We start from the raw sequence: 21,837 nt of genomic DNA, 5'->3' as shown, positions 1-21,837 counted from the left end.
TCATATCCGTGATTATTAGTCTGCATTTTTGTTAAATAATACCTGACGCCCAACGGGGGAGGGAAATACGCAGGACACGTCATGTGCACAATCGGGAACGATCGCTAAATCACGTTTGGCATGCGGGGTAATAAAACGTCGATCGTAAGCCGTATAGGCGATAGCGCGTTGTAGCCGATAGGGGCCCTGAGCCTGCGCTGCGCAAGATTTGTCGAGTATTTTATAAAAACTGCCGGCCGCGTCGCCGGTATCTTTTTCGCCGGCCATGTAGGTAATGTCTGCGCTGGCATAGCGTTCGCGCATCGACTCAGACTTTTGGGCGAGGAAAGGCGGGATCTGCTCAATGCCGTATTTCCAGCGATTGACGTTTGGGCAGGCGTCGCTGTTAACCTCAACCCAATCAAAGGTGCAGCCCCTGGTAGAATCACAGTCGCGCCAGTCAACAGGGCGACCTTTAATTACCGGCTGTGGCCGACGGCGATCAAAATAGAGCCAGCTACCGGGATCGGATATCACATAGCGCAGCCTTATGCCGGGCGGCGGATTGGCGAAACCGACATAGTGCTGCACAAACTGTGCGCCGGCGGAAAACCCCGCAACGGTGACCCAACGTATCCGTGGCCATTTAACTTTCAGTTCGGCAACCAGGCGATCAAGCGCGGCAAACGAGCTGGTTTTCCCCTGGTTGTCCAAACCGCCTTCGATCCAGGAACTGCAACTCCACAGCGCGTCCCCGGCCTGGGCCTGCGGAACGCCGGGGGAGTGACAGCGTCCAGCCTGGGCATTGCTGACCGGGAACAGCGGGGCGACCAACAGCGCCTGGCCGGTTTTGCCTGCAAGTTGAGCCGCTTTTACCGCGGCGGCCAAGGTTTTCCCCGCATCTCTGGGATACCCGTGCAGGACGATTAAGGCGCTATCCGGCGCGACATCCTGGGGTTGCGCGACAAAGTAGGGCAAATCACCAGCCGCAGGCCCCAGCTTGACCCGGTAGGTATTGGCGAAACCGTTGAGAGAATGCTTTGCGGCAAGCAGCGGATAAAAAGGGGTCAGCCCCAGCGCCAAAACAGAGGCTAATACGAAGGTTCGAGTCGGCATCATCGGGCACCAGGTTGTTCATTCTTCCTCCATGTTAGCCTATAAGCGCAGTACAGAGCAGCATTCGCACGCCTTCATCTTTGATCCGCCTACCATTAACGCTAGACTCTGGAATAACTGAAAAGCAAAGAGGATGAGGAATGGAAGTCATTGAGGGGCGCGAGTTACAGGTTCCTGACGCAGTCTATGCCTACCAGCTTGATGGCAAGGGCGGTGTAACGTCGATTGATTACGATGATAAAGTCACCTGCGACGAGCCTTGCTGGCTGCATCTCGATTATGCGCACCCGGCCAGTGCCGAGTGGCTGGCCACGACGTCGCTGTTGCCGGATGCGGTAAGAGAGGCCTTATCCGGGGAGAGTTCCCGGCCGCGCGTCAGCAAGGTGGGCGACGGCACCATGATCACGCTGCGCAGCATCAACTTTAACGCCAACTCGCGGCCGGATCAGTTGGTCACCATCCGCGTTTACATGACCGATAAACTCATCGTCTCTACCCGCCATCGCAAAGTGTATTCCATTGATCAGGTGGTGAACGATCTGCAAAGCGGTAGCGGGCCGACCAACAGCGGCAACTGGCTGGTGGAGATATCGGACGCGCTGACCGACCACGCCAGCGAGTTTATCGAAGATCTGCACGATAAAATCATCGATCTGGAAGATTCGTTACTGGAGCAGCAGGTCCCCGAACGGGGGCAGTTGGCGCTGATCCGCAAACAGTTGATTGTGCTGCGTCGTTATATGGCGCCGCAACGCGACGTGTTCTCGCGTTTAGCCAGCGATCGTTTGCCCTGGATGAATGACGACGATCGTCGCCGCATGCAGGATATTGCCGATCGGCTGGGGCGCGGGCTGGACGACCTGGACGGCAGCATTGCGCGTACCGCAATCCTTTCTGACGAAATCACCACCGTGATGGCCGATGCCATGAACCGCCGCACCTACACCATGTCGTTATTGGCGATGGTATTTTTACCCACGACCTTTTTGACCGGGTTGTTCGGCGTCAACCTGGGCGGGATCCCTGGGGGCGGCAATCCATTCGGCTTTGCGGCTTTTTGCCTGATGCTGGCCGGTCTGGTGTTTGGCGTGGGCTGGTGGCTGAAGAGACGCCGTTGGTTGTAGCCAAAAAGAGGTAAAACCCCGGTTAACATTGAGCGATATCAACTTTTGCCGGGGGGAAATGAGGCATGATCTATCTCGCAGGTGAATGCAACGTCAAGCGATGGGCGTTGCGCTCCATAATTGTCTTACTTTCTTATATTTAGAATTACTGCATAGCACATTGATTCATACAATGCCGGTTTAATCACCGGCATTTTTTTGTCCGCAATTTGCCCCTCAGGCCGCGCTTTCATCCCAGAAACTGGCCTCGATCTTGTGCCCGTCCAGGTCACGCACAAAGCAGCCGTAATAGGCTTCGCCATAGTGCGGTCTTGAACCGGGAGCGCCCTCATCCTTCGCCCCGGCCAGCAGCGCCTGCCGGTAAAAATCATCAACCTGCTGCTTGCTGGTGGCGAAAAAACCCACATGAATCCCGTTGCCGGTGGTGGCCGGTTTGCCGTCGATCGGCAGCTGCAGCCAAAACTCCGGATAATCGCGGCCATAGCCAATGGCCCCTGGGTGTTCCAAAACTCGGCGGCAACCTAAGGCGGCGAGGGTGCGATCGTAAAAATTAGCTGCGGCGTGAAAATTATTGCTGCCGAGAGAAACGTGAGACAAGCAGGGCGTGATGTTCATCGGTAATCTCCAGGTGACTGTATAAAAACACAGTATAGGATAAAAACCGCACTGTCTGGTGAATTCTGCTGGAAATGCGAGCGGGATCGCCAACTGAGGGGGATAAAGAGCCGCCCGCAGTGTGCGGGCGGAACAGCGGCTTATTTGATCTCGAGCACGTCTAAACGTGCCGGGGCAGGTTCATCCGCCTCTTCCGGCTGCCAACCCACCGGCTGCATCGGAATGTCTTCACGATCGAAAGCCAGATCGCCGCCGTCAACGACTTCGCTACCGTGGTGAATGCCTTTGAAATCAAACAGATTATAGTCGCTCAGGTGCGAAGGCACCACGTTTTGCATTGCGCTGAACATGGTTTCCAGGCGGCCCGGATAACGCTTATCCCAGTCGCGCAGCATGTCGCCAATCACCTGACGCTGCAGGTTAGGCTGCGAACCGCACAGGTTGCACGGGATAATCGGGAATGCTTTCGCCACCGAGAAACGCTCAATGTCTTTTTCACGGCAGTACGCCAGCGGACGGATCACCACGTGCTTTCCGTCGTCGCTCATCAGTTTAGGTGGCATGCCTTTCAGTTTGCCGCCGTAGAACATATTGAGGAACAGGGTTTGCAGAATGTCATCACGGTGGTGGCCCAGGGCAATCTTGGTGGCACCCAGCTCGGTGGCGGTGCGGTAAAGAATACCGCGGCGCAGGCGTGAACACAGAGAACAGGTGGTTTTGCCCTCGGGGATCTTGTCCTTGACGATGCTGTAGGTGTTCTCCTCAACGATCTTGTATTCCACCCCTAAACTTTCCAGATAGGCCGGCAGGATATGCTCCGGGAAGCCAGGCTGTTTCTGATCGAGGTTAACGGCAATCAGTGAGAAATTGACCGGTGCGCTCTGCTGCAGGTTGCGCAGAATTTCCAGCATGGTGTAGCTGTCTTTACCGCCGGACAGGCAGACCATGATGCGGTCGCCTTCTTCAATCATGTTGAAGTCGGCAATCGCTTCGCCCACGTTGCGGCGCAGACGCTTGTGCAATTTGTTGAGGTTGTATTGCTCTTTAGGATTAATTTGTTGATTTTCTTGCATTATATTTTCCGTGAAACATAAAAAGGGGCAAAACGCAGGCAAAGTACATTAAAGAGACAGCCTGTCATTTAGCATGTTCACCTGCTCCCCGTTCATTTCTTCGATCCACTTGCCGTATATCTTATAGATCATTTACGCGTTGTGGTGTCCCATCTGAGCGACGATGAAAGACGGGTTAGCGCCCGCCGTTAAAAACCAACAAGCGAAAGTATGTCGCGTATGGTACGGATTACGCCGCCGAATGCCAGCGAGTTTTGCAGCAGTGTCCCAACGAAACCTATTGATGATAAGAACGGTCGGCCTGGTCGGCGAGCAAAAACACCCAATGGCGATGCTGCTTTTCTGCTTCCCTTATTCGCGATGATAGAACGTGGTTTCGGGCTTAGAGGGCAGCGACGATAATCGCCGTTGGCCGCGCCGCGTTCTCAACGCGGGAGCAAGTAGGGCGACCGTATGTTCCACCGATAAGGTTTTTTGACATTCCCAATGTTCCCAACCGGGAGCGAGGGCGGCATTTTCGCGCCTACTGCTATCGGTTTCGCGGCTGGCTGGAGATCTCTTGCATCAACGGGTTGGGATATCAGGATCTCACGACTATCCACCACTTTGCACTACGTATTAAAATAAAGCCCTCGTGGTAGAGGGCAGATAGGATTAATTATTATTTTCTCCTAATTTAACTATGGCCGTATTATCGGAAATGAACAGGGAGTAGTCCTTGTTAGAAGATACGGGCTTAACGCCATTGTTAATCATGGCGGAAAGCTTATTCATGTTATTCTGCTCATCACCATAACCATGCAGCGTTTGTGGGAACCCTTTGTTAATGAGCTGGAAAGAAGCCAGGAACTCTGAGGCTGGGCTGAGGAAATAGCCTATCAATGGCTTGTTTTCCGTCAATAGTTTTGCTCTCTCATCAATGTTGACTTGACCGAGCGTTCCGACGGTTTCGATATTTTTATAGCTTGCCAGATCGCGCCCGATCATGTTGAAAACAAAATCCTCATATTCGCGCTGTGACTTGATGGCACTGCTTAACTGAGCGCTAAAAGCAAGCACCGTTATTACTGGGATGAGAGAGAGGTATTTTAATTTAGGTGCAAAATACACGATAGGAATGGCAACCAAAACCAGGAGCACAGAAAATGAAACCAATGTTCTGGGAAAAATCGGGGCATCCTGAAGTAATAAGGTTGGTCCCATTAGTGATACCAAGAATACAAATATTGAAAGTAATCCGTAAAAAATAAATGGCAATATTGTATATTTATAATGGCGGTTTGAAACTAACATGAAGATCAAACCGATCACGGATGGAACCAAAAAGTAAATATATACAGGCCCATAGAAATATGAAAGGAACAAAGCTTTTAACGCGTGAGCTGTCGTTGCCAGGTGCTCTAGTCCCTCGGCACTTGGTGAAATTATCTCTGAGCGTGAATTATTTCCTGAAGCAAAAAACAACATGTAGATTACGTAGAACGTAATAAATAAAACTGCTTTATTTAATATTAACTTTATTGTGTCGATGGTTTTGAAATGGTTATTGACGGCAAGAATCATAATGTCTACAGCAAGTAATCCAATAAAAATATTTGCACATGGCTGATATAAGGTCAAAGATAATACGCCAGTGAGCAGTTTTACTGAAATTTCTCTGACAAGGTTGCTACCCTTATGCGTGTAAGCCATAACCGCAAGGAAAAAAGCTATAGACATACCTAAGGAGTCGTACCTGTAGGCGATATTTTGTAACATGAAAGGATTAAAAATCAAAAGGGCCGCAACTAATGTGCAAGAAGGAACGTTTAATTTTGACAAATATTTGCTAAGTAATAGAGATGCCCCACCTAGAAATAAACCTGATGCAATCATGGTATAGGGGAATAAATCAAGATTATAGTGGCCGCTGGCAGATAAAATCTTCATCAGAATATCGGCGACAGGGCGACCCAAACCTCGCCAACCATACTGACCGGTGATGGCTCTATCAAGATCATCCCGGTAGAAAACACCGGCTTGAATCAAAGGGTAAATAAATAGCAGAGCCAAGCCTGAGTACAGGGCCAATGTTTTTTTGTCATTCTTGCAGATCATGTAAAATTCCGTCTCACTTTTTCACTATATAACGTGGTCTACATTTTGTTTCAATGTAGATCCTGCCGATATATTCACCCAGGACACCAATGCCAATAAGTTGTACGCCACCAAGAAAGAGAATGGATACGATGATAGAGGGATAGCCTGCTACAGGGTTTCCCCAAATGATTTTATCTAAAATCATCCATGTACCATATAAGAAGGAGAGGGACGCAACGAAAAAACCAAGGTAAGCCCATATTCTGAGCGGAAATGTTGAAAAACTGGTGATTCCCTCAATGGCCAGATTCCAAAGCTTCCAGCCATTGAATTTGCTTGTGCCGGCGACACGTTCGGCTCTACTGTATTCTACAACATCCACTTTACCTCCGACCCAACTTAAAATCCCTTTCATAAATAAATTGCGTTCTGGAAGTTGTTTTATGTTGTCTACCACCTCGCGAGACATCAGCCTAAAATCACCGACATTTTCCTCTATCGCAGGCTTGCTGATTTTATTATGGATTCTATAAAACCACTCCGCGCTTTTACGCTTCATTCTGCCATCGCAGGTCCTGTCAATGCGCTTGGCTAAAACTACCTCAGCCCCATTTTTCCACCGTTGAATCAACCGTGGAATGACCTCTATGGGATCTTGCAAGTCAACGTCTATCGGAATGATGACATCTCCGGTGGATGACTCCAGTCCGGCGAACAGGGCAGGCTCTTTACCAAAGTTTCTGGTGAAGTTTATAGGCTTAACATGGCTATCTGCCAAAGACAATGCAGAGATAATGCTTTCTGTTTTATCTGAGCTCCCGTCATTGACGAAAATTATCTCAATATCATAATCCGCAAATGGCTTATATTCGCGCACGGACTTATAGAAAACAGGGATTGCTTCCTCTTCATTAAATACGGGAACTACCAAGGAAACTCTCATTAATCATCCTTGAATACAAAAAATTTAGAGTAAATGAAACCGCAAATCAGACTTACCGCCGAGAAAGTCACTAGTGTAACAATGGGTTTTACATCCATTTTGTCTGCCAGCCAGCCGACCAAGAATGCCATGCCACCCATAAACAACACATACACCACGTAGCGGATTGCGGTCGCTTCTGATTTGAACGTCCACCTGGCGTTTACAAAGAACGAAAGGGTTACTGCGATGCAGAAGGCAACAAGGTTAGAGAGTGATTGCGAGGCACCGCCAAGTAGCATGAGCGCAAAAACGGCCCAGTGAGCACCGGTGTTCATCACACCGACTGATGCATAACGTAAAAAGGTATTCAATGCGCAAAATTCTTAAAATTTGATTTGCTGTATTTTGCCATCGCGTCATGGCGATGGCAAAGCTTTCTAGATCATGGACATGACAGCATTGGGTATTGATGACTAATGCGCGGCTTTTTTCAGATGCCATTTTTGCGCGTTTACGGGGCAGTACGGCCACCCAACACCCTACCGCCCGTTTTTGTGCGTCAATCGGTGGGCTTGTTTTCTGACAGCCAGGTTTTTACGTCCTTTACCTCAATCTGATGACGGGCATTGTAAGTCTCGGTTTTTGGCCATGCCACGCCCTCCGCTCTGGCGAACGCCAGCCGGTAAGCGGCGCAAAGATCGTCCGGTGACTTTATTGCCGCTGCCTCAAGAGAGTCCTTGTCGCTTATTTCAAGTGAAAAGGGGGTTTTATCATGTTGGCTAAGCAATTCGGTCAGTTGCCGATAGGTGACGGTGTCACCTGCGAGATAAACCACCTCATTTTCAATCACGGGGGAATGGAAAAAAATCATCGCCGTCAGCCTGCCGATATCCTCCGCGGTGGTGAGGGTGAGTGCATAGTTTGCGTCGCCCAAGGCATTCACTTTATGTCCTGGAAAATCGACCACGCCAAAACTTTGTTCAAACAGAAAGCTGGTGAACATGCCAGTCGAGACAATCACCCACTTAGTCATCTGTTGACCGCGTAACAGCTGTCGTACGGCCAATTGTTCATCCCAGACGAGCTGGCCACTGCCCATGCCAATACGGTCATAGTCGACGCCAAACTGCCAGGGGAAATAGCGTGCGGTACCTGCCAGCAAGACTGCACGCGTTATTTTGAGTTGTGTTCCCGGCCCGCCGACAAAGCCGCTACAGTTGACGACGGCATCGTAAGGGGCAAAAATTTGCCCCAGAGCCTCCGTCGTCAGGCTATTGAAATCTCCGGCAAGCGTCCCGACTCCCCAGTCCGTCAGTTTTTTCAGCCGGTTCGTTGGCGCCGGTTTGGCATTGCCGACCAGAGATGAGGCGCGTAATAAAACGGTCAGACGGATATCCGGGTTCGCTTTGCGCTGTTTAATGAAACCCTCGATCACCGCCATTCCCAACTCACCGGCGCCCAGGATCAGAATGTTGCGGCATTGACTCATCACGTTATTGTGCATACTTTTCCCCTTTGGTTGTCCTTAATCCTGAACGCTCAGAACAGGGATAACAATCAGGCACACTGTTGATACCGGGATGCGCAATGACCTTAGATGAAGAACAAGTAAAGACATTCTCGGCCATTTGCGAGGCGCTCAGTGACGAATCGGACACGCTAAAAAGAGAGATTCTGACGCATACCGGTAATCGCTGGTCGCTGGGGGCGATCTATATCCTGGGAACGCAGGGCACGCTCAGGCATGCCGAACTGGCTAAAGCTCTGCCCGGCGTCACGCAGCGAATGCTGACCAGAACCTTGCGTCAACTCGAGCGAGATGGCCTTATCGAGCGCTATGATCATCAGCTGAAAAAGCCCCATCCTCGTGTGGATTACAGCTTGACCGAGTTGGGAAAAGGGATGCTGCTTAACATGCTGCCGCTATGGTACTGGATTATTGAAAACCAAGCCGGTTTTCAGCATTCGCGCCAGGCTTATGCTAACGGAGAAAAAACCCGCTAACGGGGATGTTCGCTAGCGGGTTGGAGCATTGATTGATTTTACGCCTCATGTACTGAGGTGTGGACGCTTAGCGGATAGCCAGCTTCGCGCAGTGCCGTGAGGGCATCCGGGCGACTCTTTAGTTTTGCTGTGTAGCTTGGCTCCTGTTGTTTTCCAGCTTGGCCGGATGGGATTCGCCCCCCATCGGTGCCTGGAAACGCTTGAGACGGAGTGCGTTGCCGAGCACGAAGACGCTGGAGAGTGCCATCGCCGCAGCGGCGAAGATCGGTGAAAGCAAGGTGCCGTTTATCGGGTAAAGCATGCCCGCTGCAACCGGGATCAGCACCGCGTTGTAGGCAAAGGCCCAGAACAGGTTTTGCTTGATGTTGCGGATCGTTGCCTGGCTGAGCGCGATGGCATTTGCCACGCCACGCAGGTCCCCGGACATCAACACCACGTCAGCCGCCTCGATCGCCACATCGGTGCCCGTGCCTATTGCCAGTCCAACATCGGCTTCGGCCAGCGCCGGGGCGTCGTTGATACCGTCCCCCACGAAAGCGACCCGCGCACCCTGGCTACGGAACTGCTTCAGCGCCGCCACCTTACCGTCGGGCAATACCTCAGCCGCGACTTCATCGATGTCAAGCTGCCGGGCGATTGCCGACGCCGTTGCTGCGTTATCGCCGGTGATCATCGCGACTTTAAGCCCTAACGCATGCAGGGCCTTGATTGCCTCAGGCGTGGTGTCCTTAATCGGGTCGGCAACGGCGATCACCGCGGCCAAACGGCCGTCTATCGCGGCATAAAGCGGGCTCTTGCCTTGCTCACCGAGACGCTGCGCGGTTGGCAGGAAACTGGTCACGTCTAGGCCGAGCTGTGTCATAAAGCGGTCGGCCCCGACGGAGACGGTTCGGCCGCTGACCTTGGCCGAGACGCCGAAACCAGGCGTGGCATCGAAGGCTTCAATCGCGGCGATCTCGATGTCGCGCTGTTTTGCGGCGGCGACGATGGCTTCGGCGATGGGGTGCTCGGAGCGAGTTTCCACGGCGGCAACCAACGCCAGAACCTCGTCATAGTCGAAGCCCTCGGCGGGCACCAGATCGGTCAGCTCTGGGCGTCCTTTGGTCAGCGTACCGGTTTTGTCCAGCGCGATAACGCTGACATCTCGCAGTGCCTGCAAGGCTTCCCCTTTACGGAACAGCACCCCAAGCTCGGCGGCGCGACCGGTGCCGACCATTATCGAGGTCGGTGTCGCCAGCCCCATGGCGCACGGGCAGGCGATAATAAGCACGGCGACCGCATTCACCAGCGCGAAGGTCAGCGCCGGCGTTGGCCCGAACAGCAGCCAGATCAGGAAGGTCAGCGCCGCCGCCGCCATCACCGCCGGGACGAACCACAAAGTCACTTTATCGACCAGTGCCTGGATCGGCAGTTTCGACCCCTGGGCTTCCTCGACCAAGCGGATAATCTGCGCGAGTACCGTATTGGCCCCGACTTTGGTGACGCGAAAGCTGAATGCCCCGGTTTTGTTGATGGTACCGCCGACCACTTCGGCACCTATACCTTTCGACACTGGCACCGGTTCGCCGGTGATCATGCTTTCATCCACATAAGAGGCCCCCTCGACGACCTGGCCGTCCACCGGGATCTTCTCGCCAGGACGAACGAACACGACGTCACCGGTGGTCACCTGATCGAGCGGGATTTCCAGGGTTTCGCCGTTACGCTCGACGCGCGCCGTTTTGGCCTGCAGCCCAACCAACCGTTTTATCGCCTGAGAGGTTCGCCCCTTGGCGCGAGCCTCCAGCGTGCGTCCCAGCAGGATCAAGGTAACGATCACCGCGGCCGCTTCGAAATAGATGTTGGCGGTACCTTGCGGCAGCACTTCGGGAATGAAAGTGGCTACCACCGAATAACCATAAGCCGCCGCGGTACCGACGGAAACCAGCGAGTTCATGTCAGGGGCGCCACGCAGCAAAGCCGGAACGCCCTTGCGGAAGAAGCGCAGACCTGGCCCAAACAGCACCAGCGTGGTGAGCGCGAACTGCAGATAACCATTTCGCTGTTCACCCAGAACCCCCAATACCCAATGGTGCATTGCAGGGATCAGATGCGAACCCATCTCAAGGACGAAGACTGGCAAGGTGAGCAGGGCGGCAATCAGTAAAGAGCGACGCAGCCCACGCGCTTCGCTTTCGCGTCGTTCATTGTCCCGATCGTCCGCACTGGCCGTTGCTGCGGACAAACGGCGGGCCTTATAACCGGCTTGTTCTACGGCGGTTTCAAGCATGGCCGTGGTGACGATCCCGGTGCTATGACGCACCCGGGCACGTTCGGTCGCCAGGTTGACATTCGCTTCGATCACGCCCGGAATTTGCCTGAGCGCTTTCTCAACCCGACCGACACAGGATGCGCAAGTCATCTCTTCGATGCCGAGTTCGGTGGTCTCTTCACGAACGGCATAACCGGCGCTTTCGATGGCGCGAACGGCCGCCTGTGGATCGGCCTGGCTGCTGAAGGTGATATCGGCGCGTTCGGTGGCCAGATTGACCGCGGCCGTCTGGACGCCGGGAACCGCTTTAAGCGCACGTTCGACGCGCCCAACGCAGGAAGCACAGGTCATGCCTTCGACCGGCAGGCTAAGATGTGTGGCAGACGAAGTTGAATTGGAACCTTGTTGCACAGAGACGGAAGTCATTGAACTACCCCTTTGCTGTTTCGGATATCGAAAAGCTTAAAGCTTCCCACTGTGGGAAGGTCAAGGCCTGTGAGGGATTTGTTTTACGAGACTTGGGTACGGCATTTTTCTGGTATGGCGCGAAGAAAACAATGCAGCGACAAAAAGAAGGGAAAGCGGGGCGCGAACCGGTCACGCCCCATGGGGTTTACTCGGCGGAGGAGGTTTCCCCCTTGCCGGCCAGCAGGCTGAGGAAGTCGTACTTCTCCTTCAGCTCTTTCTCTGCGGCCTGATACAGCGCGCTGGCGACTTCCGGCTGCTGTGAGTTCAGGCGGCGGAAGCGCTGTTCTTTCAGCAACGTATCGGTCAGATTGCTGTTTGGTGGCCGGGAATCCAGCGCCAGCGCCGGTTTACCCTCATCGGCACGGCGTGGATCGAAGCGGTACAGCGGCCAGAATCCGGTCGCGGTCAACTGCTTCATCTGGTCGTGACTGAGTGCCAGATCGTAACCGTGTTCTTCACAGGGGCTATAGGCAATGATCAGTGACGGGCCCGGATAGGCTTCGGCTTCCTGAATGGCTTTCACCGTCTGATTAAGCTGCGCGCCCAGCGAGATTTGCGCCACGTAAACGTGGCCGTACATCATCATGCTGACGCCCAGATCCTTACGTGCCTTGCGCTTGCCGTGTTCGCCGAACTTGGTCACCGCGCCCAGCGGAGTGGCCTTCGACTGCTGGCCGCCGGTGTTGGAGTAACACTGAGTGTCCAACACCAGCACGTTGACGTTTTCGGTCAGACTGAGAACGTGATCCAACCCGCCGAACCCGATATCGTAAGCCCAACCGTCGCCACCAATCAGCCAGATGGATTTATCCACCAGGTAATCGGCATCGGTCGCTAACTGACGTGCGTCGTGGCCTTCAATCTGCGCCAGCAGGCCGCGCAGTTCCTTAATCTGCTGGCGACGCGGCTCCGGTGCGATGTCGGTCATCTGCAGAGCTTTGACCAACTGGGCCGGTAGCTGCGGCGCCAGGGTGTTCAGCAAACGCAGTACGCGGCTGCGGTGCTGATCGACCGTCAAGCGGAAGCCCAGACCGAACTCCGCATTGTCCTCGAACAGCGAGTTGGCCCAGGCTGGACCGCGGCCTTCGGCATTGGTGGTATACGGCGTAGTCGGCAGATTGCCGCCGTAAATGGACGAACAGCCGGTGGCGTTGGCAATCAGCAACCGATCGCCATAAAGCTGGGTCAGCAGCTTGATGTACGGCGTTTCGCCACAGCCGGAACAGGCGCCGGAGTATTCGAACAGCGGCGAAATCAACTGCGAGGTACGGATGTCGATCCGTTCGATCTGCGAGGGATCAATTTCCGGCAACTGCAGGAAGAAGTCGTAATGTGCTTTTTCTTCGGTCAGGTGCTCAAGGCGCGATGCCATGTTAATCGCCTTGATGTCTGGGTTCTGGCGATCTTTTGCCGGGCAGACTTCAACGCATAAATTACAGCCGGTACAGTCTTCCGGCGCGACTTGCAGCACGTATTTCTGACCGCGCATGTCGCGCGCTTTCACATCCAGTGATTGCAGCGAGACAGGGGCCTGTTCCATGGCCTGCGGCTGAACCACTTTGGCGCGGATGGCGGAGTGCGGGCAGGCGGCAACGCAATGGTTGCACTGGGTGCACAGATCCGGCTGCCAAATGGGGATGTCCTCGGCGATATTGCGTTTTTCCCACTGGGTGGTGCCTACCGGCCAGGTACCGTCCGGCGGGAAGGCTGACACCGGCAACGCATCCCCCAGTCCTGCCAGCATCGCGGCGGTGACGGTTTTGACAAAGTCAGGCGCGGCATCCGAGACAATCGGCGGTCGCATTGGGCTGCTTTCGTTAACCGGCTGCAGGGGGATTTCAATCAGCGCGTCAAGCGTGGCGGCCAGCGCCTGCCAGTTGCGCTCAACAATATCCTGGCCTTTGTTGCTGTAGCTGCGTTCGATAGCATCCCGCAATTGCTGGAGTGCCACGTCGCCCGGCAAAATTTGGGTCAGATGGAAAAACGCCATCTGCATCACGGTGTTGATACGCGCACCGAGTCGGCATTCACGCGCCAGTTTCGCCGCGTTGATGATATAAAAACGCGCCTGACGTTGCTGCAATACGGCTTGCACTTCCTGCGGCAGCCGCGACCAGGCCTCTTCGGCACCATAGGGGGTATTGAGCAGGAAAATGCCGCCGGGTTTCAGGCGTTCCGCCATCTGGTAAGTATCGATAAACTGCAGCTGGTGGCAGCCGACAAAGTCGGCGCGACTGACCAGATAGGCCGAGTTGATGGGCTGTTCGCTGACGCGCAGGTGGGATACCGTCAGGCCTCCGGCCTTTTTCGAGTCATAAACGAAATAGCCCTGGGCATACATTGACGTACTGTTGCCGATGATTTTGATGTTGTTCTTGGTGGCGGAAACGGAGCCGTCACTGCCAAGACCGTAGAACAACGCCTCCAGCGACGCGCGCTGCGGTAGGGTTTCTTCACTGAGCGGCAGGGAAAGACCGGTCACATCGTCGAAAATACCGACGGTAAAGCGCGGACGCGGGCGATCCAGAGCCAGTTCGTTAAACACGGCCAACGCGCAGTCAGGGCCAAACTCTTTCGAGGAGAGCCCATAACGGCCGCCGATCACCATCGGCATATGGGCGCGTTCACCCCGGCTGAACGCTTCAGCCAATGCGGTCATCACGTCCAGATACAGCGGCTCCGCCAGTGCTCCGGGCTCTTTGGTGCGGTCCAGTACGGCGATTTTTTTCGCGCTTTCCGGCAACACGCTGAGCAGGTGGTGCGCAGAAAACGGCCGAAACAGCCGCACTTTCAGCACGCCGACTTTTTCACCACGGGTCAGCAGGGCGTCGATTGCTTCTTCGCAGGTGCCGATGGCGGACCCCATCAGGATCACCACGCGTTCGGCCTGTGGATGGCCGTAGTATTCGAAAGGCTGATACGCACGGCCGGTGATCTGGGCAAACTTGTCCATCGCGTCGATCACATGCTGGCAGGTCGCGTTGTACCAGGGATTGGTGGCTTCGCGCGATTGGAAATAGGTGTCCGGGTTGGCGGAGGTGCCCCGCACCACGGGATGATCCGGCGACAATGCGCGGCTGCGGTGCGCATCAATCGCGTCCTGAGGCAGCATCTGGCGCAGGGTATCGTCGCTCAGTGGCACGATTTTGTTGATTTCATGCGACGTGCGGAAACCATCAAAAAAGTGAATAAACGGCAGTCGGCTGTTGAGACTGGCCGTTTGGGAAATCAGCGCAAAATCCTGCGCCTCCTGCACGTTACTGGCGCAGAGCATGGCGCAGCCGGTTTGGCGTACGGCCATCACGTCGGAATGGTCGCCAAAAATCGACAGCGCATGGGTAGCGATGGTGCGCGCAGCGACATGCAGCACAAACGGCGTCAGTTCTCCGGCCAGTTTGTACAACGTCGGGATCATCAGCAGCAGGCCCTGCGATGAGGTAAACGAGGTCGACAGCGCACCGGTTTGCAATGCGCCGTGTACCGTGGCGATCGCACCGCCTTCCGACTGCATTTCCACCACTCGCGGCACGTCGCCCCAGATATTCTGACGGCCGTCGCCGGACCAGGCATCCGCCTGTTCCGCCATGGTCGAACTGGGGGTGATTGGGTAGATGGCAATCACTTCGCTGGCGCGATAGGCGACGGAAGCGACTGCATTATTACCATCTGTAGTAATCATCAACTTTACCTTTCATTGCTCAAAAAGCTGCGAAAGTCACCTCTCGCAGTAATTAACAAAGTCTAGCAGAGGGATATATTGGCCCTTTATCGCGTTTGTGTGGCGGATGATAAATCGACAAAAAACGCGACGAGGGGATATTTCACGACTTTTAATGGCCTTGAAGAAAAATTGTCATCGTTGTTTAACGACAATTTATTTCCGGCGCGTCATACTGGTGAACAGGTGAACTTACAGAAGAAAAAACGATGAGCGGATTTATGTATTTGACCATGGCGATAGTCGCGGAAGTGATCGCCACCACCATGCTGAAAGCCTCTGAGGGTTTCACTCGCTTGTGGCCGTCGCTGGTGGTGGTGGTCGGCTATGGCGTGGCTTTCTGGGGGCTGTCGATGGTGGTGAAAACCATGCCGCTGGGCATTGTTTACGCCATCTGGTCGGGCATGGGCATTGTTCTGGTGTCAATTGCCGCGGTATTTGTTTATCAACAAAAGCTGGATTGGCCAGCCGTACTGGGGATGGGCTTAATTATTGCCGGCGTATTGGTGATTAATTTACTGTCGAAAACCGCAGCGCACTGATCCTTATTTAAACCGAATCAATCGCCAGCGCGACATTCAGTGGTGCTGGCGAAAAAGCTTATTAATAAATAACAGAAAATAATAGATTACCCTCAGATTAAGATCTTCCCTTCAATGGCCAGAAATGCGCCATTTTGACACCGTCTTTTCGTGCCTTTCGGCATGCCTCAAATCGTCAGTCTCTCCTAAAATGTCGCTTTGCCCCTGCAGTGGCTGCCTCTTGCTCAGGTCGCGCAAGGGATACTCGATGTTTGCTCAGCGGGGAGAGCGGAAAAATCCAGTAACCATAATAATTTCGTCGCTGTTCAAATAAACGGCAAATAATTGCAGGAATATATTTTCATTATTAATATATCAGGCTAGATTAAACAGGTTTGCATCAAAGATAACCTAACGTGTCCGCAATAAAGTGATGCGAGTTATCGGCAATGGCGATTTTACACAGCGTAGTTTCGGGTTCAGGAGTGGATTAATGACAATATTAAAAGGGTTGCTGGCCGGCACCGTACTGCTTTTGGCCGCCTGCAGCAGCAATAACGAAGAACCAGTCCAGCAGGCTAACAGCGCAAGAATCAATAACTTACAGACCAGTGCGAACTGTGCCATCGTTGGCGGCGTCACTACCGTGACCCACAATTTAAACGGCGAGGCGATCAGAATGTGCCAGATGCCCAATGGCAAACAGTGCGAAGAATCGACGCTGGGCCGGGGAGCCTGCGCGAGCGCCGGCTAACGGAGAACAACACCAGGCCGCCGGGCAGCCTGGTGCACAGGGATCACTGCACCCAATCGCGCAGTATATATACCAGGGTATGGTCGTCGCCGCTCAGCGTTAATTGCTGAGCGCTGAGGGTAACTTTTACCCCTTTGCCCAGCACGTCGCCAATCACCCGATCCCACTGATTGAGTTGCGGGTCGGCGCACAGCATACGTGTTGAGGCCAGACCTTTTACCGTCAGCACGCCGTCCTGCAATTGGCCACTGCCGAAGAAACGGTTACACATGGCACCGGAAACGTGCAGGGTCTCACCGAACTCTATATTGGGTCCGTTGCCACGGCCCGGTTTTACCGCTACGCCGTCGACGCTTTGCAAAATAAAGTTATGATGCAACAGGTCGCTTTCCGTCACCGTCTTCCCGTTTTGACTCATTTCACACCCGGCTAACAGCAGCGGTATTAACGCCGCCAACATGAACTTTTTCATCGGCCCTCCTTGGGACAAATCAGGCATTGAGCTGATTAGGGCAGGACTCACCGCGATCCAGTTGGTTGACGTTCTGCAACGTGGTTTCCGAGATGCTGGTCAGTGCCTCTTCGGTCAGGAAGGCCTGATGACCGGTGAATAGCACGTTGTGGCAGGCGGACAGGCGACGGAAGATATCGTCCTGAATCACGTCATTGGATTTATCTTCGAAGAACAGGTCGCGTTCATTCTCATACACGTCCATCCCCAGGGCGCCGATTTTTTGTTGTTTCAGGGCATCAATCGCTGCCGATGAATCAATCAAACCGCCACGGCTGGTGTTGATGATCATTACGCCGTCTTTCATCGCCGCAAAAGCGTCGGTGTTCAACAGGTGGTGGTTTTCCGGCGTCAGCGGGCAGTGCAGGGTAATAACGTCAGACTGCGCGTACAGCGTTTTCAGATCGACATATTCTGCGCCCAGCTCCAATGCTTGTTCGCTTGGGTACGGGTCATAGGCCAGAATCTTCATGCCGAAGCCTTTCAGGATGCGCATGGTGGCTACGCCGATCTTACCGGTGCCAATCACCCCGGCGGTGCGGTTATGCATATTGAAACCGATCAAACCCTCAAGCGAGAAATTGGCGTCGCGGGTGCGTTGATAGGCTCGGTGAATACGACGATTGAGGCACATCATCATGCCCACGGCATGTTCAGCGACCGCTTCCGGCGAGTAGGCCGGTACGCGTACTACCTTGATGCCCAGTTCTTTAGCGGCGTCCAAATCGACATTATTGAAGCCGGCGCAACGCAGCGCCAAAATTTCGACCCCCAACGCCGCCAGTTCTTCGAGCACTTCACGGCTGCCGTCGTCGTTGACGAAGATGCAGATGGCTTTGCAGCCGGCGGCGTTTTTGGCAGTTTTTTTACTGAGCAGGAAGTCGAAGAACTCCAGCTCGTAACCAAACTGCTGATTCACCAGTTCGAGATATTTACGGTCATACTGTTTGGTGCTGTATATCGCCAATTTCATCGTGGTTTCTCCCGCGTGATTTTGTGATCAATTTAACAGTTTTTAGTAAATTCTACAATTGGTTAGCCTGTTTGACTCGCGTTGAACGGCGGCAGTTGGCGTTTATTGATTAAGGGTAGTTGGCAACGTTACAACAGGTTGAATATTCGGCACGGAGTTGCTGAAAAGTGAAGTGCGTAAGAAGAGAGATAGGTTGGGTTCCAGGCAAAAAAATCCCCACGGGGGTGTGGGGAATGGCTTCTCTAGTATAGTTAGCTAGCAGCTGACTTTTGTTAGAATGCTTGCAAGACTATTAATTATCAAAGGTAACGACAATAACAAAAGTCCGAAACAGTTCGCATTCATGTGATGAATATGTAACTAAAATTTACAGTATCCCTATCAACGGCTGCAAATGCGCCGAAACGGGGCATCTTCGTCGGCGTTGGCTTCACCCTATGTCAAATTCATGCCATCATTATTGCCAATTCAGGCATAGACTTACTTAAAACGGCCTCTGGCCAGGGTAAGCAGCCTAACTCAGGAATGAAGCAATCATTTAATGACTAAGCGATTGAAAGTATTCATAGGGATTGTGGTCAGTACCGTGATCTTGCTGCTGGTGCTGTGGCAAACTCTGCCGCGCTGGTTGCCGCGTGTGCTCTCTCATTGGCTGCCACAGGGGAGTCAGTTGGTTTTGCAAGGCAAGCCACAATGGCGAGAAGGGGCATTGCGCTTGGACGGCGCGCGTTTTCTGGCGCAGGATTGTTTGCTTGCCGACGTCGGACCGACCCGATTGGCCTATCGGCAAGGGCGCTGGCAGTTGATCAGCGACAAGCTGAATATCGATACCGCCTGCTTATCAAAATTGCCCGCCGGTGACGCCAACAGTGCGCCACTGGCGCTGGATCAATTACAAAAACAATTGCCGCTGCTGGACGTTAACATCAAAGACTTTTCTCTGGTGCCTTGGCAGTACTATGCTGGTGAATTACAAATACATGCCTCCGCGGAAGGTCAGCGTCTGCAATATCAGGGGCCGAATATTCACCTCGAAGCCCAGTTGGATCCACAGCAGCAATTAACGCTGAACAGCCTGACGCTCACTGCGCCCAACAGTCCGCAGCCACTGCATCTGAGCGGCAAGATAGCCATTCCGCTCGATCTGGACAGCATCCCGGCACAAGGGGCGTTGCAGGGTGAAATACAGACCGGTTACCTGGAAAAACCCTTATTGTTGGATATGTGCTGGCAACAACAGCAAGGGGTGCTGACGCTGACGGAAAAGGGCGAAGATAAACCGCTGGCGACGCTGCCCTGGGAAATCAACCCGCAGCAGGTCAGCATCAGCCAGGGCGAATGGCGTTGGCCTTATAGCCAGCAACCGCTGAACGGAGGGCTGAGTATTGCGCTCCACGACTGGAGCAAAGGCTTTGATGAGACGCAAATCAGCGCCCGGTTGAATGTCATCACCGACGGCCACAATGGTAAAGGTAACGCGGTACTGACGCTGGGGCCGGGTAAGGTCGGGCTGACCGACAGCGATCTGCGTTTCCAACTGACCGGCCAGGCCAATCTGGCTGATTTTTCTATGACCGCCTCCCTTCCCGGTATCGTCAGCGGCACCATTCTTAACCCGACGCTGGTTCTGCAATCAGGTTCACTGCTGCGCCTGTGGGGCAATGTCTCACCGGAAATGAAGCTCGAAGAAGCGCGTTTGCCGTTGGCCGGGGTGAAGGTCACCGCCGCAGGCATTACCGGTCGGTTGCAGGCCATAATCAACGCCAGCGACAGCTACTGGGGCCGTTTTAAGCTGCATCTGGATGGCAAAGCGCAAGATTTTTGGCCGGATCACGGCAACTGGCAATGGCGCTACTGGGGCAAGGGGCAACTGCCGCCACTGCAGGCCGCCTGGGACGTAGCGGGCAGCGGCAGCTGGCAGGACAGCACGCTGATCCTCGATCGCCTCTCCACCGGGTTTGATCAATTAAAATACAGCATGGTGACGGTGGATGCGCCACGTCTCAGCCTCAGCCAGCCGTTGCGTTGGCAACGGGACGAGAAAACCCCGGCGTTCAATGGCGAACTGCAACTGGTTTCGGGCAAGGTCAGCTTTACCAACGGTGGTTACCTGCCGGCACCGGTGTTGGCGCTTCAGATGAAGGGCACAACGCCGGATAATTTCCAACTGCAGGGCAAGTTGCAGGCGGAACAGATAGGGCCGATAGCGTTACGTGGCCGTTGGGACGGCGAGCGCTTGCGCGGAGAGGGCTGGTGGCCGAAACAGTCGTTGAAAGTGTTCCAACCGCTGATCTCGCCGGATCTCAATATCAAACTGCGTGACGGTGAATTCTATGCGCAATCGGCGTTCTCTGCCGCCAGGGTGCAAGGCTTCGAGGCCGGTGGTCACTGGGTGGTGAAAAATGGCGGCATGTGGCTGAAAGACGGTGAGATGAGCGGCCTGGATTTTGTCCTGTCTTACCGCCTGAAAAATCATGTGTGGCAGCTTGGCGCCAGGCAGCCAGTGACGCTGCGCATCAAGTCTTTTCGCAACCTGTTTGAAATGCAGAATATCACCGCCGATCTTCAGGGTGCCTATCCCTACAGCGAACCGGCGCCGTTGACGCTGAGCAACGTGGGTATGGACGCTTTGAACGGGCACATCAGCCTGTCCGCGCTGCGCATGCCGCAGCATGACGCCGCCGTATTGAAGCTGGATAAGGTGGATCTCAGCGCCTTGTTTACCGCGCTGAAGCCAAAACAGTTTGCCATGTCAGGGCGGGTCGACGGCGAATTGCCGTTGTTCCTGAATCATCCTAAATGGCTGGTCCGCAACGGTTGGATTGCCAACGCCGGCATGTTGACGCTGCGCCTGGACAAGGACATGGCCGATGCCATCGGCAGTAATAATATGGCGACCGGCGCCGCGATAGATTGGCTGCGCTATATGGAAATTAACCGCTCCAAGGCCAGAGTCGATCTCGACAACCTCGGTGAACTGACGCTGAAGGCGCGAATTGACGGGGTTAATCCGCAAAAAAGCGCTAAACGAGAGGTTATCCTGAACTATAGCCATCAGGAAAACGTGTTTCAGCTTTGGCGCAGCCTGCGCTTTGGCGACAATTTACAGGAGTGGCTGGAACAGGCCCTCACCAAACCTGGGGAACAACCATGAAAATCATCAGCGGGCCATTGCTGGCCGCCGTGCTCGGCACCTCAATGCTGAGCGGCTGCGTGCCACGCATCGAGGTCGCCACGCCTAAAGATCCGATCACCATCAATATGAACGTCAAGATCGAACATGAAATTCACATCAAAGTGGATAAAGACGTCGAGAATCTGCTGAAAGACAAAAGCGGTCTGTTCTAGGAGCCAACATGAAAAAACGTTATTTAGGCTTGATTGGCGCCGCCTGGCTGTTCAGCAGCATGGCAATGGCGCTGACGCTGGATGAGGCCAAGCAACAGGGGCGCGTCGGTGAAACGCTCAACGGCTATATTGCGCCGGTGAAGCAGGACGCCGAAACGCTGTCGCTGGTGAAAAATATCAATGCCGGGCGCACCGAGAAATACCAACAGGTGGCGGATAGCAATCATATCGCCATCGACGATGTGGCTCGCATGGCCGGGCAAAAACTGGTCGCGCGTGCCCCTGCGGGGGAATACGTACGTGGCATCAATGGCCAATGGTTGAAGAAATAAAAAAAGCGCGCCCTGGGGCGCGCAATAGCGATATAACATTGGATTT

At 54.0% G+C, this 21,837-nt stretch carries 18 protein-coding genes; 7 read left to right on the top strand and 11 right to left on the bottom strand.

What is annotated here, in order from left to right; genetic code table 11:
• Nucleotides 1-15: 15 nt before the first annotated feature.
• Complete coding sequence (locus LQ945_RS02125) at nucleotides 16-1,098, bottom strand: hypothetical protein (protein WP_270102184.1); 1,083 nt, start codon at nucleotides 1,096-1,098, stop codon at nucleotides 16-18.
• A gap of 137 nt (nucleotides 1,099-1,235) precedes the next feature.
• Between LQ945_RS02125 and zntB the strand changes: the two genes are divergently transcribed.
• The gene (zntB, locus tag LQ945_RS02120; protein WP_044551533.1) at nucleotides 1,236-2,219 is read left to right on the top strand and encodes a zinc transporter ZntB; all 984 of its coding nucleotides are present in this window, start codon (nucleotides 1,236-1,238) and stop codon (nucleotides 2,217-2,219) included.
• A 216-nt stretch (nucleotides 2,220-2,435) separates the two neighbouring features.
• Here zntB and LQ945_RS02115 read toward each other — a convergent pair whose 3' ends face one another.
• From LQ945_RS02115 to LQ945_RS02090, 6 genes are all read right to left on the bottom strand, one after another.
• Nucleotides 2,436-2,834, bottom strand: coding sequence for a VOC family protein (locus tag LQ945_RS02115; RefSeq protein ID WP_270102183.1), 399 nt, complete (start codon nucleotides 2,832-2,834; stop codon nucleotides 2,436-2,438).
• Nucleotides 2,835-2,974: 140 nt separating this feature from the next.
• Nucleotides 2,975-3,907, bottom strand: a complete 933-nt coding sequence (gene ttcA, locus LQ945_RS02110; RefSeq protein ID WP_269935184.1) for a tRNA 2-thiocytidine(32) synthetase TtcA — start codon at nucleotides 3,905-3,907, stop codon at nucleotides 2,975-2,977.
• A 654-nt stretch (nucleotides 3,908-4,561) separates the two neighbouring features.
• On the bottom strand, nucleotides 4,562-6,004 hold the full coding sequence (locus LQ945_RS02105; protein WP_270102182.1) for a glucosyltransferase domain-containing protein: 1,443 nt from the start codon (nucleotides 6,002-6,004) through the stop codon (nucleotides 4,562-4,564).
• Between the two features lie 13 nt (nucleotides 6,005-6,017).
• Nucleotides 6,018-6,929, bottom strand: coding sequence for a glycosyltransferase family 2 protein (locus tag LQ945_RS02100; RefSeq protein WP_269935186.1), 912 nt, complete (start codon nucleotides 6,927-6,929; stop codon nucleotides 6,018-6,020).
• Nucleotides 6,929-7,246, bottom strand: coding sequence for a GtrA family protein (locus tag LQ945_RS02095; RefSeq protein ID WP_044551524.1), 318 nt, complete (start codon nucleotides 7,244-7,246; stop codon nucleotides 6,929-6,931). Before LQ945_RS02095 ends, LQ945_RS02100 begins: the two co-directional genes overlap by 1 nt.
• A gap of 224 nt (nucleotides 7,247-7,470) precedes the next feature.
• A complete protein-coding gene (locus LQ945_RS02090) occupies nucleotides 7,471-8,352 on the bottom strand; it encodes an aromatic alcohol reductase (RefSeq protein WP_270102181.1) in 882 nt (293 codons plus the stop codon).
• 146 nt (nucleotides 8,353-8,498) lie between these two features.
• On the opposite strand from LQ945_RS02090, the gene LQ945_RS02085 reads away from it, so the two are divergent.
• On the top strand, nucleotides 8,499-8,915 hold the full coding sequence (locus LQ945_RS02085) for a winged helix-turn-helix transcriptional regulator (RefSeq protein ID WP_270102180.1): 417 nt from the start codon (nucleotides 8,499-8,501) through the stop codon (nucleotides 8,913-8,915).
• 118 nt (nucleotides 8,916-9,033) lie between these two features.
• Here LQ945_RS02085 and LQ945_RS02080 read toward each other — a convergent pair whose 3' ends face one another.
• Both LQ945_RS02080 and nifJ read right to left on the bottom strand, forming a co-directional pair.
• Complete coding sequence (locus tag LQ945_RS02080) at nucleotides 9,034-11,592, bottom strand: heavy metal translocating P-type ATPase (protein WP_270102179.1); 2,559 nt, start codon at nucleotides 11,590-11,592, stop codon at nucleotides 9,034-9,036.
• Between the two features lie 187 nt (nucleotides 11,593-11,779).
• Nucleotides 11,780-15,313 carry a pyruvate:ferredoxin (flavodoxin) oxidoreductase gene (gene nifJ, locus LQ945_RS02075; protein WP_270102178.1) on the bottom strand — a complete coding sequence of 1,178 codons (3,534 nt, stop codon included), beginning with the start codon at nucleotides 15,311-15,313 and terminating at the stop codon, nucleotides 11,780-11,782.
• A 248-nt stretch (nucleotides 15,314-15,561) separates the two neighbouring features.
• On the opposite strand from nifJ, the gene LQ945_RS02070 reads away from it, so the two are divergent.
• Nucleotides 15,562-15,894, top strand: coding sequence for an SMR family transporter (locus tag LQ945_RS02070; protein WP_044551516.1), 333 nt, complete (start codon nucleotides 15,562-15,564; stop codon nucleotides 15,892-15,894).
• A 472-nt stretch (nucleotides 15,895-16,366) separates the two neighbouring features.
• On the top strand, nucleotides 16,367-16,627 hold the full coding sequence (locus LQ945_RS02065) for a DUF333 domain-containing protein (RefSeq protein ID WP_046373425.1): 261 nt from the start codon (nucleotides 16,367-16,369) through the stop codon (nucleotides 16,625-16,627).
• 43 nt (nucleotides 16,628-16,670) lie between these two features.
• Here LQ945_RS02065 and hslJ read toward each other — a convergent pair whose 3' ends face one another.
• Nucleotides 16,671-17,099, bottom strand: a complete 429-nt coding sequence (gene hslJ, locus LQ945_RS02060) for a heat shock protein HslJ (protein ID WP_270102177.1) — start codon at nucleotides 17,097-17,099, stop codon at nucleotides 16,671-16,673.
• Between the two features lie 19 nt (nucleotides 17,100-17,118).
• A complete protein-coding gene (locus tag LQ945_RS02055; protein WP_270102176.1) occupies nucleotides 17,119-18,111 on the bottom strand; it encodes a 2-hydroxyacid dehydrogenase in 993 nt (330 codons plus the stop codon).
• A 541-nt stretch (nucleotides 18,112-18,652) separates the two neighbouring features.
• Here LQ945_RS02055 and LQ945_RS02050 point away from each other — a divergent pair.
• The 3 genes from LQ945_RS02050 to LQ945_RS02040 are packed head-to-tail and all read left to right on the top strand — an operon-like array spanning nucleotide 18,653 to nucleotide 21,791.
• Nucleotides 18,653-21,265 (top strand): YdbH family protein, encoded by a 2,613-nt coding sequence (locus LQ945_RS02050; RefSeq protein WP_270102175.1) that lies wholly within the window; start codon nucleotides 18,653-18,655, stop codon nucleotides 21,263-21,265.
• The gene (locus LQ945_RS02045; protein ID WP_020827070.1) at nucleotides 21,262-21,459 is read left to right on the top strand and encodes a YnbE family lipoprotein; all 198 of its coding nucleotides are present in this window, start codon (nucleotides 21,262-21,264) and stop codon (nucleotides 21,457-21,459) included. The genes LQ945_RS02050 and LQ945_RS02045 overlap by 4 nt, the downstream gene beginning before the upstream one ends.
• 8 nt (nucleotides 21,460-21,467) lie before the next feature.
• Complete coding sequence (locus LQ945_RS02040; protein WP_020827069.1) at nucleotides 21,468-21,791, top strand: YdbL family protein; 324 nt, start codon at nucleotides 21,468-21,470, stop codon at nucleotides 21,789-21,791.
• Nucleotides 21,792-21,837: the final 46 nt, after the last annotated feature.

The organism is Serratia liquefaciens (assembly GCF_027594825.1).
Classification (GTDB): Bacteria; Pseudomonadota; Gammaproteobacteria; order Enterobacterales; family Enterobacteriaceae; genus Serratia; species Serratia liquefaciens_A.
The sequence above is the reverse complement of the archived record's forward strand: the minus strand, read 5'-3'. Positions and strand labels throughout refer to the sequence as shown.

What these genes read in the sequence shown, in the direction of transcription:
- LQ945_RS02125 (WP_270102184.1), bottom strand. Translation starts at nt 1,098, where the DNA reads ATGATGCCGACTCGAACCTTCGTATTAGCCTCTGTTTTGGCGCTGGGG.
- zntB (WP_044551533.1), top strand. Translation starts at nt 1,236, where the DNA reads ATGGAAGTCATTGAGGGGCGCGAGTTACAGGTTCCTGACGCAGTCTAT.
- LQ945_RS02115 (WP_270102183.1), bottom strand. Translation starts at nt 2,834, where the DNA reads ATGAACATCACGCCCTGCTTGTCTCACGTTTCTCTCGGCAGCAATAAT.
- ttcA (WP_269935184.1), bottom strand. Translation starts at nt 3,907, where the DNA reads ATGCAAGAAAATCAACAAATTAATCCTAAAGAGCAATACAACCTCAAC.
- LQ945_RS02105 (WP_270102182.1), bottom strand. Translation starts at nt 6,004, where the DNA reads ATGATCTGCAAGAATGACAAAAAAACATTGGCCCTGTACTCAGGCTTG.
- LQ945_RS02100 (WP_269935186.1), bottom strand. Translation starts at nt 6,929, where the DNA reads ATGAGAGTTTCCTTGGTAGTTCCCGTATTTAATGAAGAGGAAGCAATC.
- LQ945_RS02095 (WP_044551524.1), bottom strand. Translation starts at nt 7,246, where the DNA reads ATGAACACCGGTGCTCACTGGGCCGTTTTTGCGCTCATGCTACTTGGC.
- LQ945_RS02090 (WP_270102181.1), bottom strand. Translation starts at nt 8,352, where the DNA reads ATGGCGGTGATCGAGGGTTTCATTAAACAGCGCAAAGCGAACCCGGAT.
- LQ945_RS02085 (WP_270102180.1), top strand. Translation starts at nt 8,499, where the DNA reads ATGACCTTAGATGAAGAACAAGTAAAGACATTCTCGGCCATTTGCGAG.
- LQ945_RS02080 (WP_270102179.1), bottom strand. Translation starts at nt 11,592, where the DNA reads ATGACTTCCGTCTCTGTGCAACAAGGTTCCAATTCAACTTCGTCTGCC.
- nifJ (WP_270102178.1), bottom strand. Translation starts at nt 15,313, where the DNA reads ATGATTACTACAGATGGTAATAATGCAGTCGCTTCCGTCGCCTATCGC.
- LQ945_RS02070 (WP_044551516.1), top strand. Translation starts at nt 15,562, where the DNA reads ATGAGCGGATTTATGTATTTGACCATGGCGATAGTCGCGGAAGTGATC.
- LQ945_RS02065 (WP_046373425.1), top strand. Translation starts at nt 16,367, where the DNA reads ATGACAATATTAAAAGGGTTGCTGGCCGGCACCGTACTGCTTTTGGCC.
- hslJ (WP_270102177.1), bottom strand. Translation starts at nt 17,099, where the DNA reads ATGAAAAAGTTCATGTTGGCGGCGTTAATACCGCTGCTGTTAGCCGGG.
- LQ945_RS02055 (WP_270102176.1), bottom strand. Translation starts at nt 18,111, where the DNA reads ATGAAATTGGCGATATACAGCACCAAACAGTATGACCGTAAATATCTC.
- LQ945_RS02050 (WP_270102175.1), top strand. Translation starts at nt 18,653, where the DNA reads ATGACTAAGCGATTGAAAGTATTCATAGGGATTGTGGTCAGTACCGTG.
- LQ945_RS02045 (WP_020827070.1), top strand. Translation starts at nt 21,262, where the DNA reads ATGAAAATCATCAGCGGGCCATTGCTGGCCGCCGTGCTCGGCACCTCA.
- LQ945_RS02040 (WP_020827069.1), top strand. Translation starts at nt 21,468, where the DNA reads ATGAAAAAACGTTATTTAGGCTTGATTGGCGCCGCCTGGCTGTTCAGC.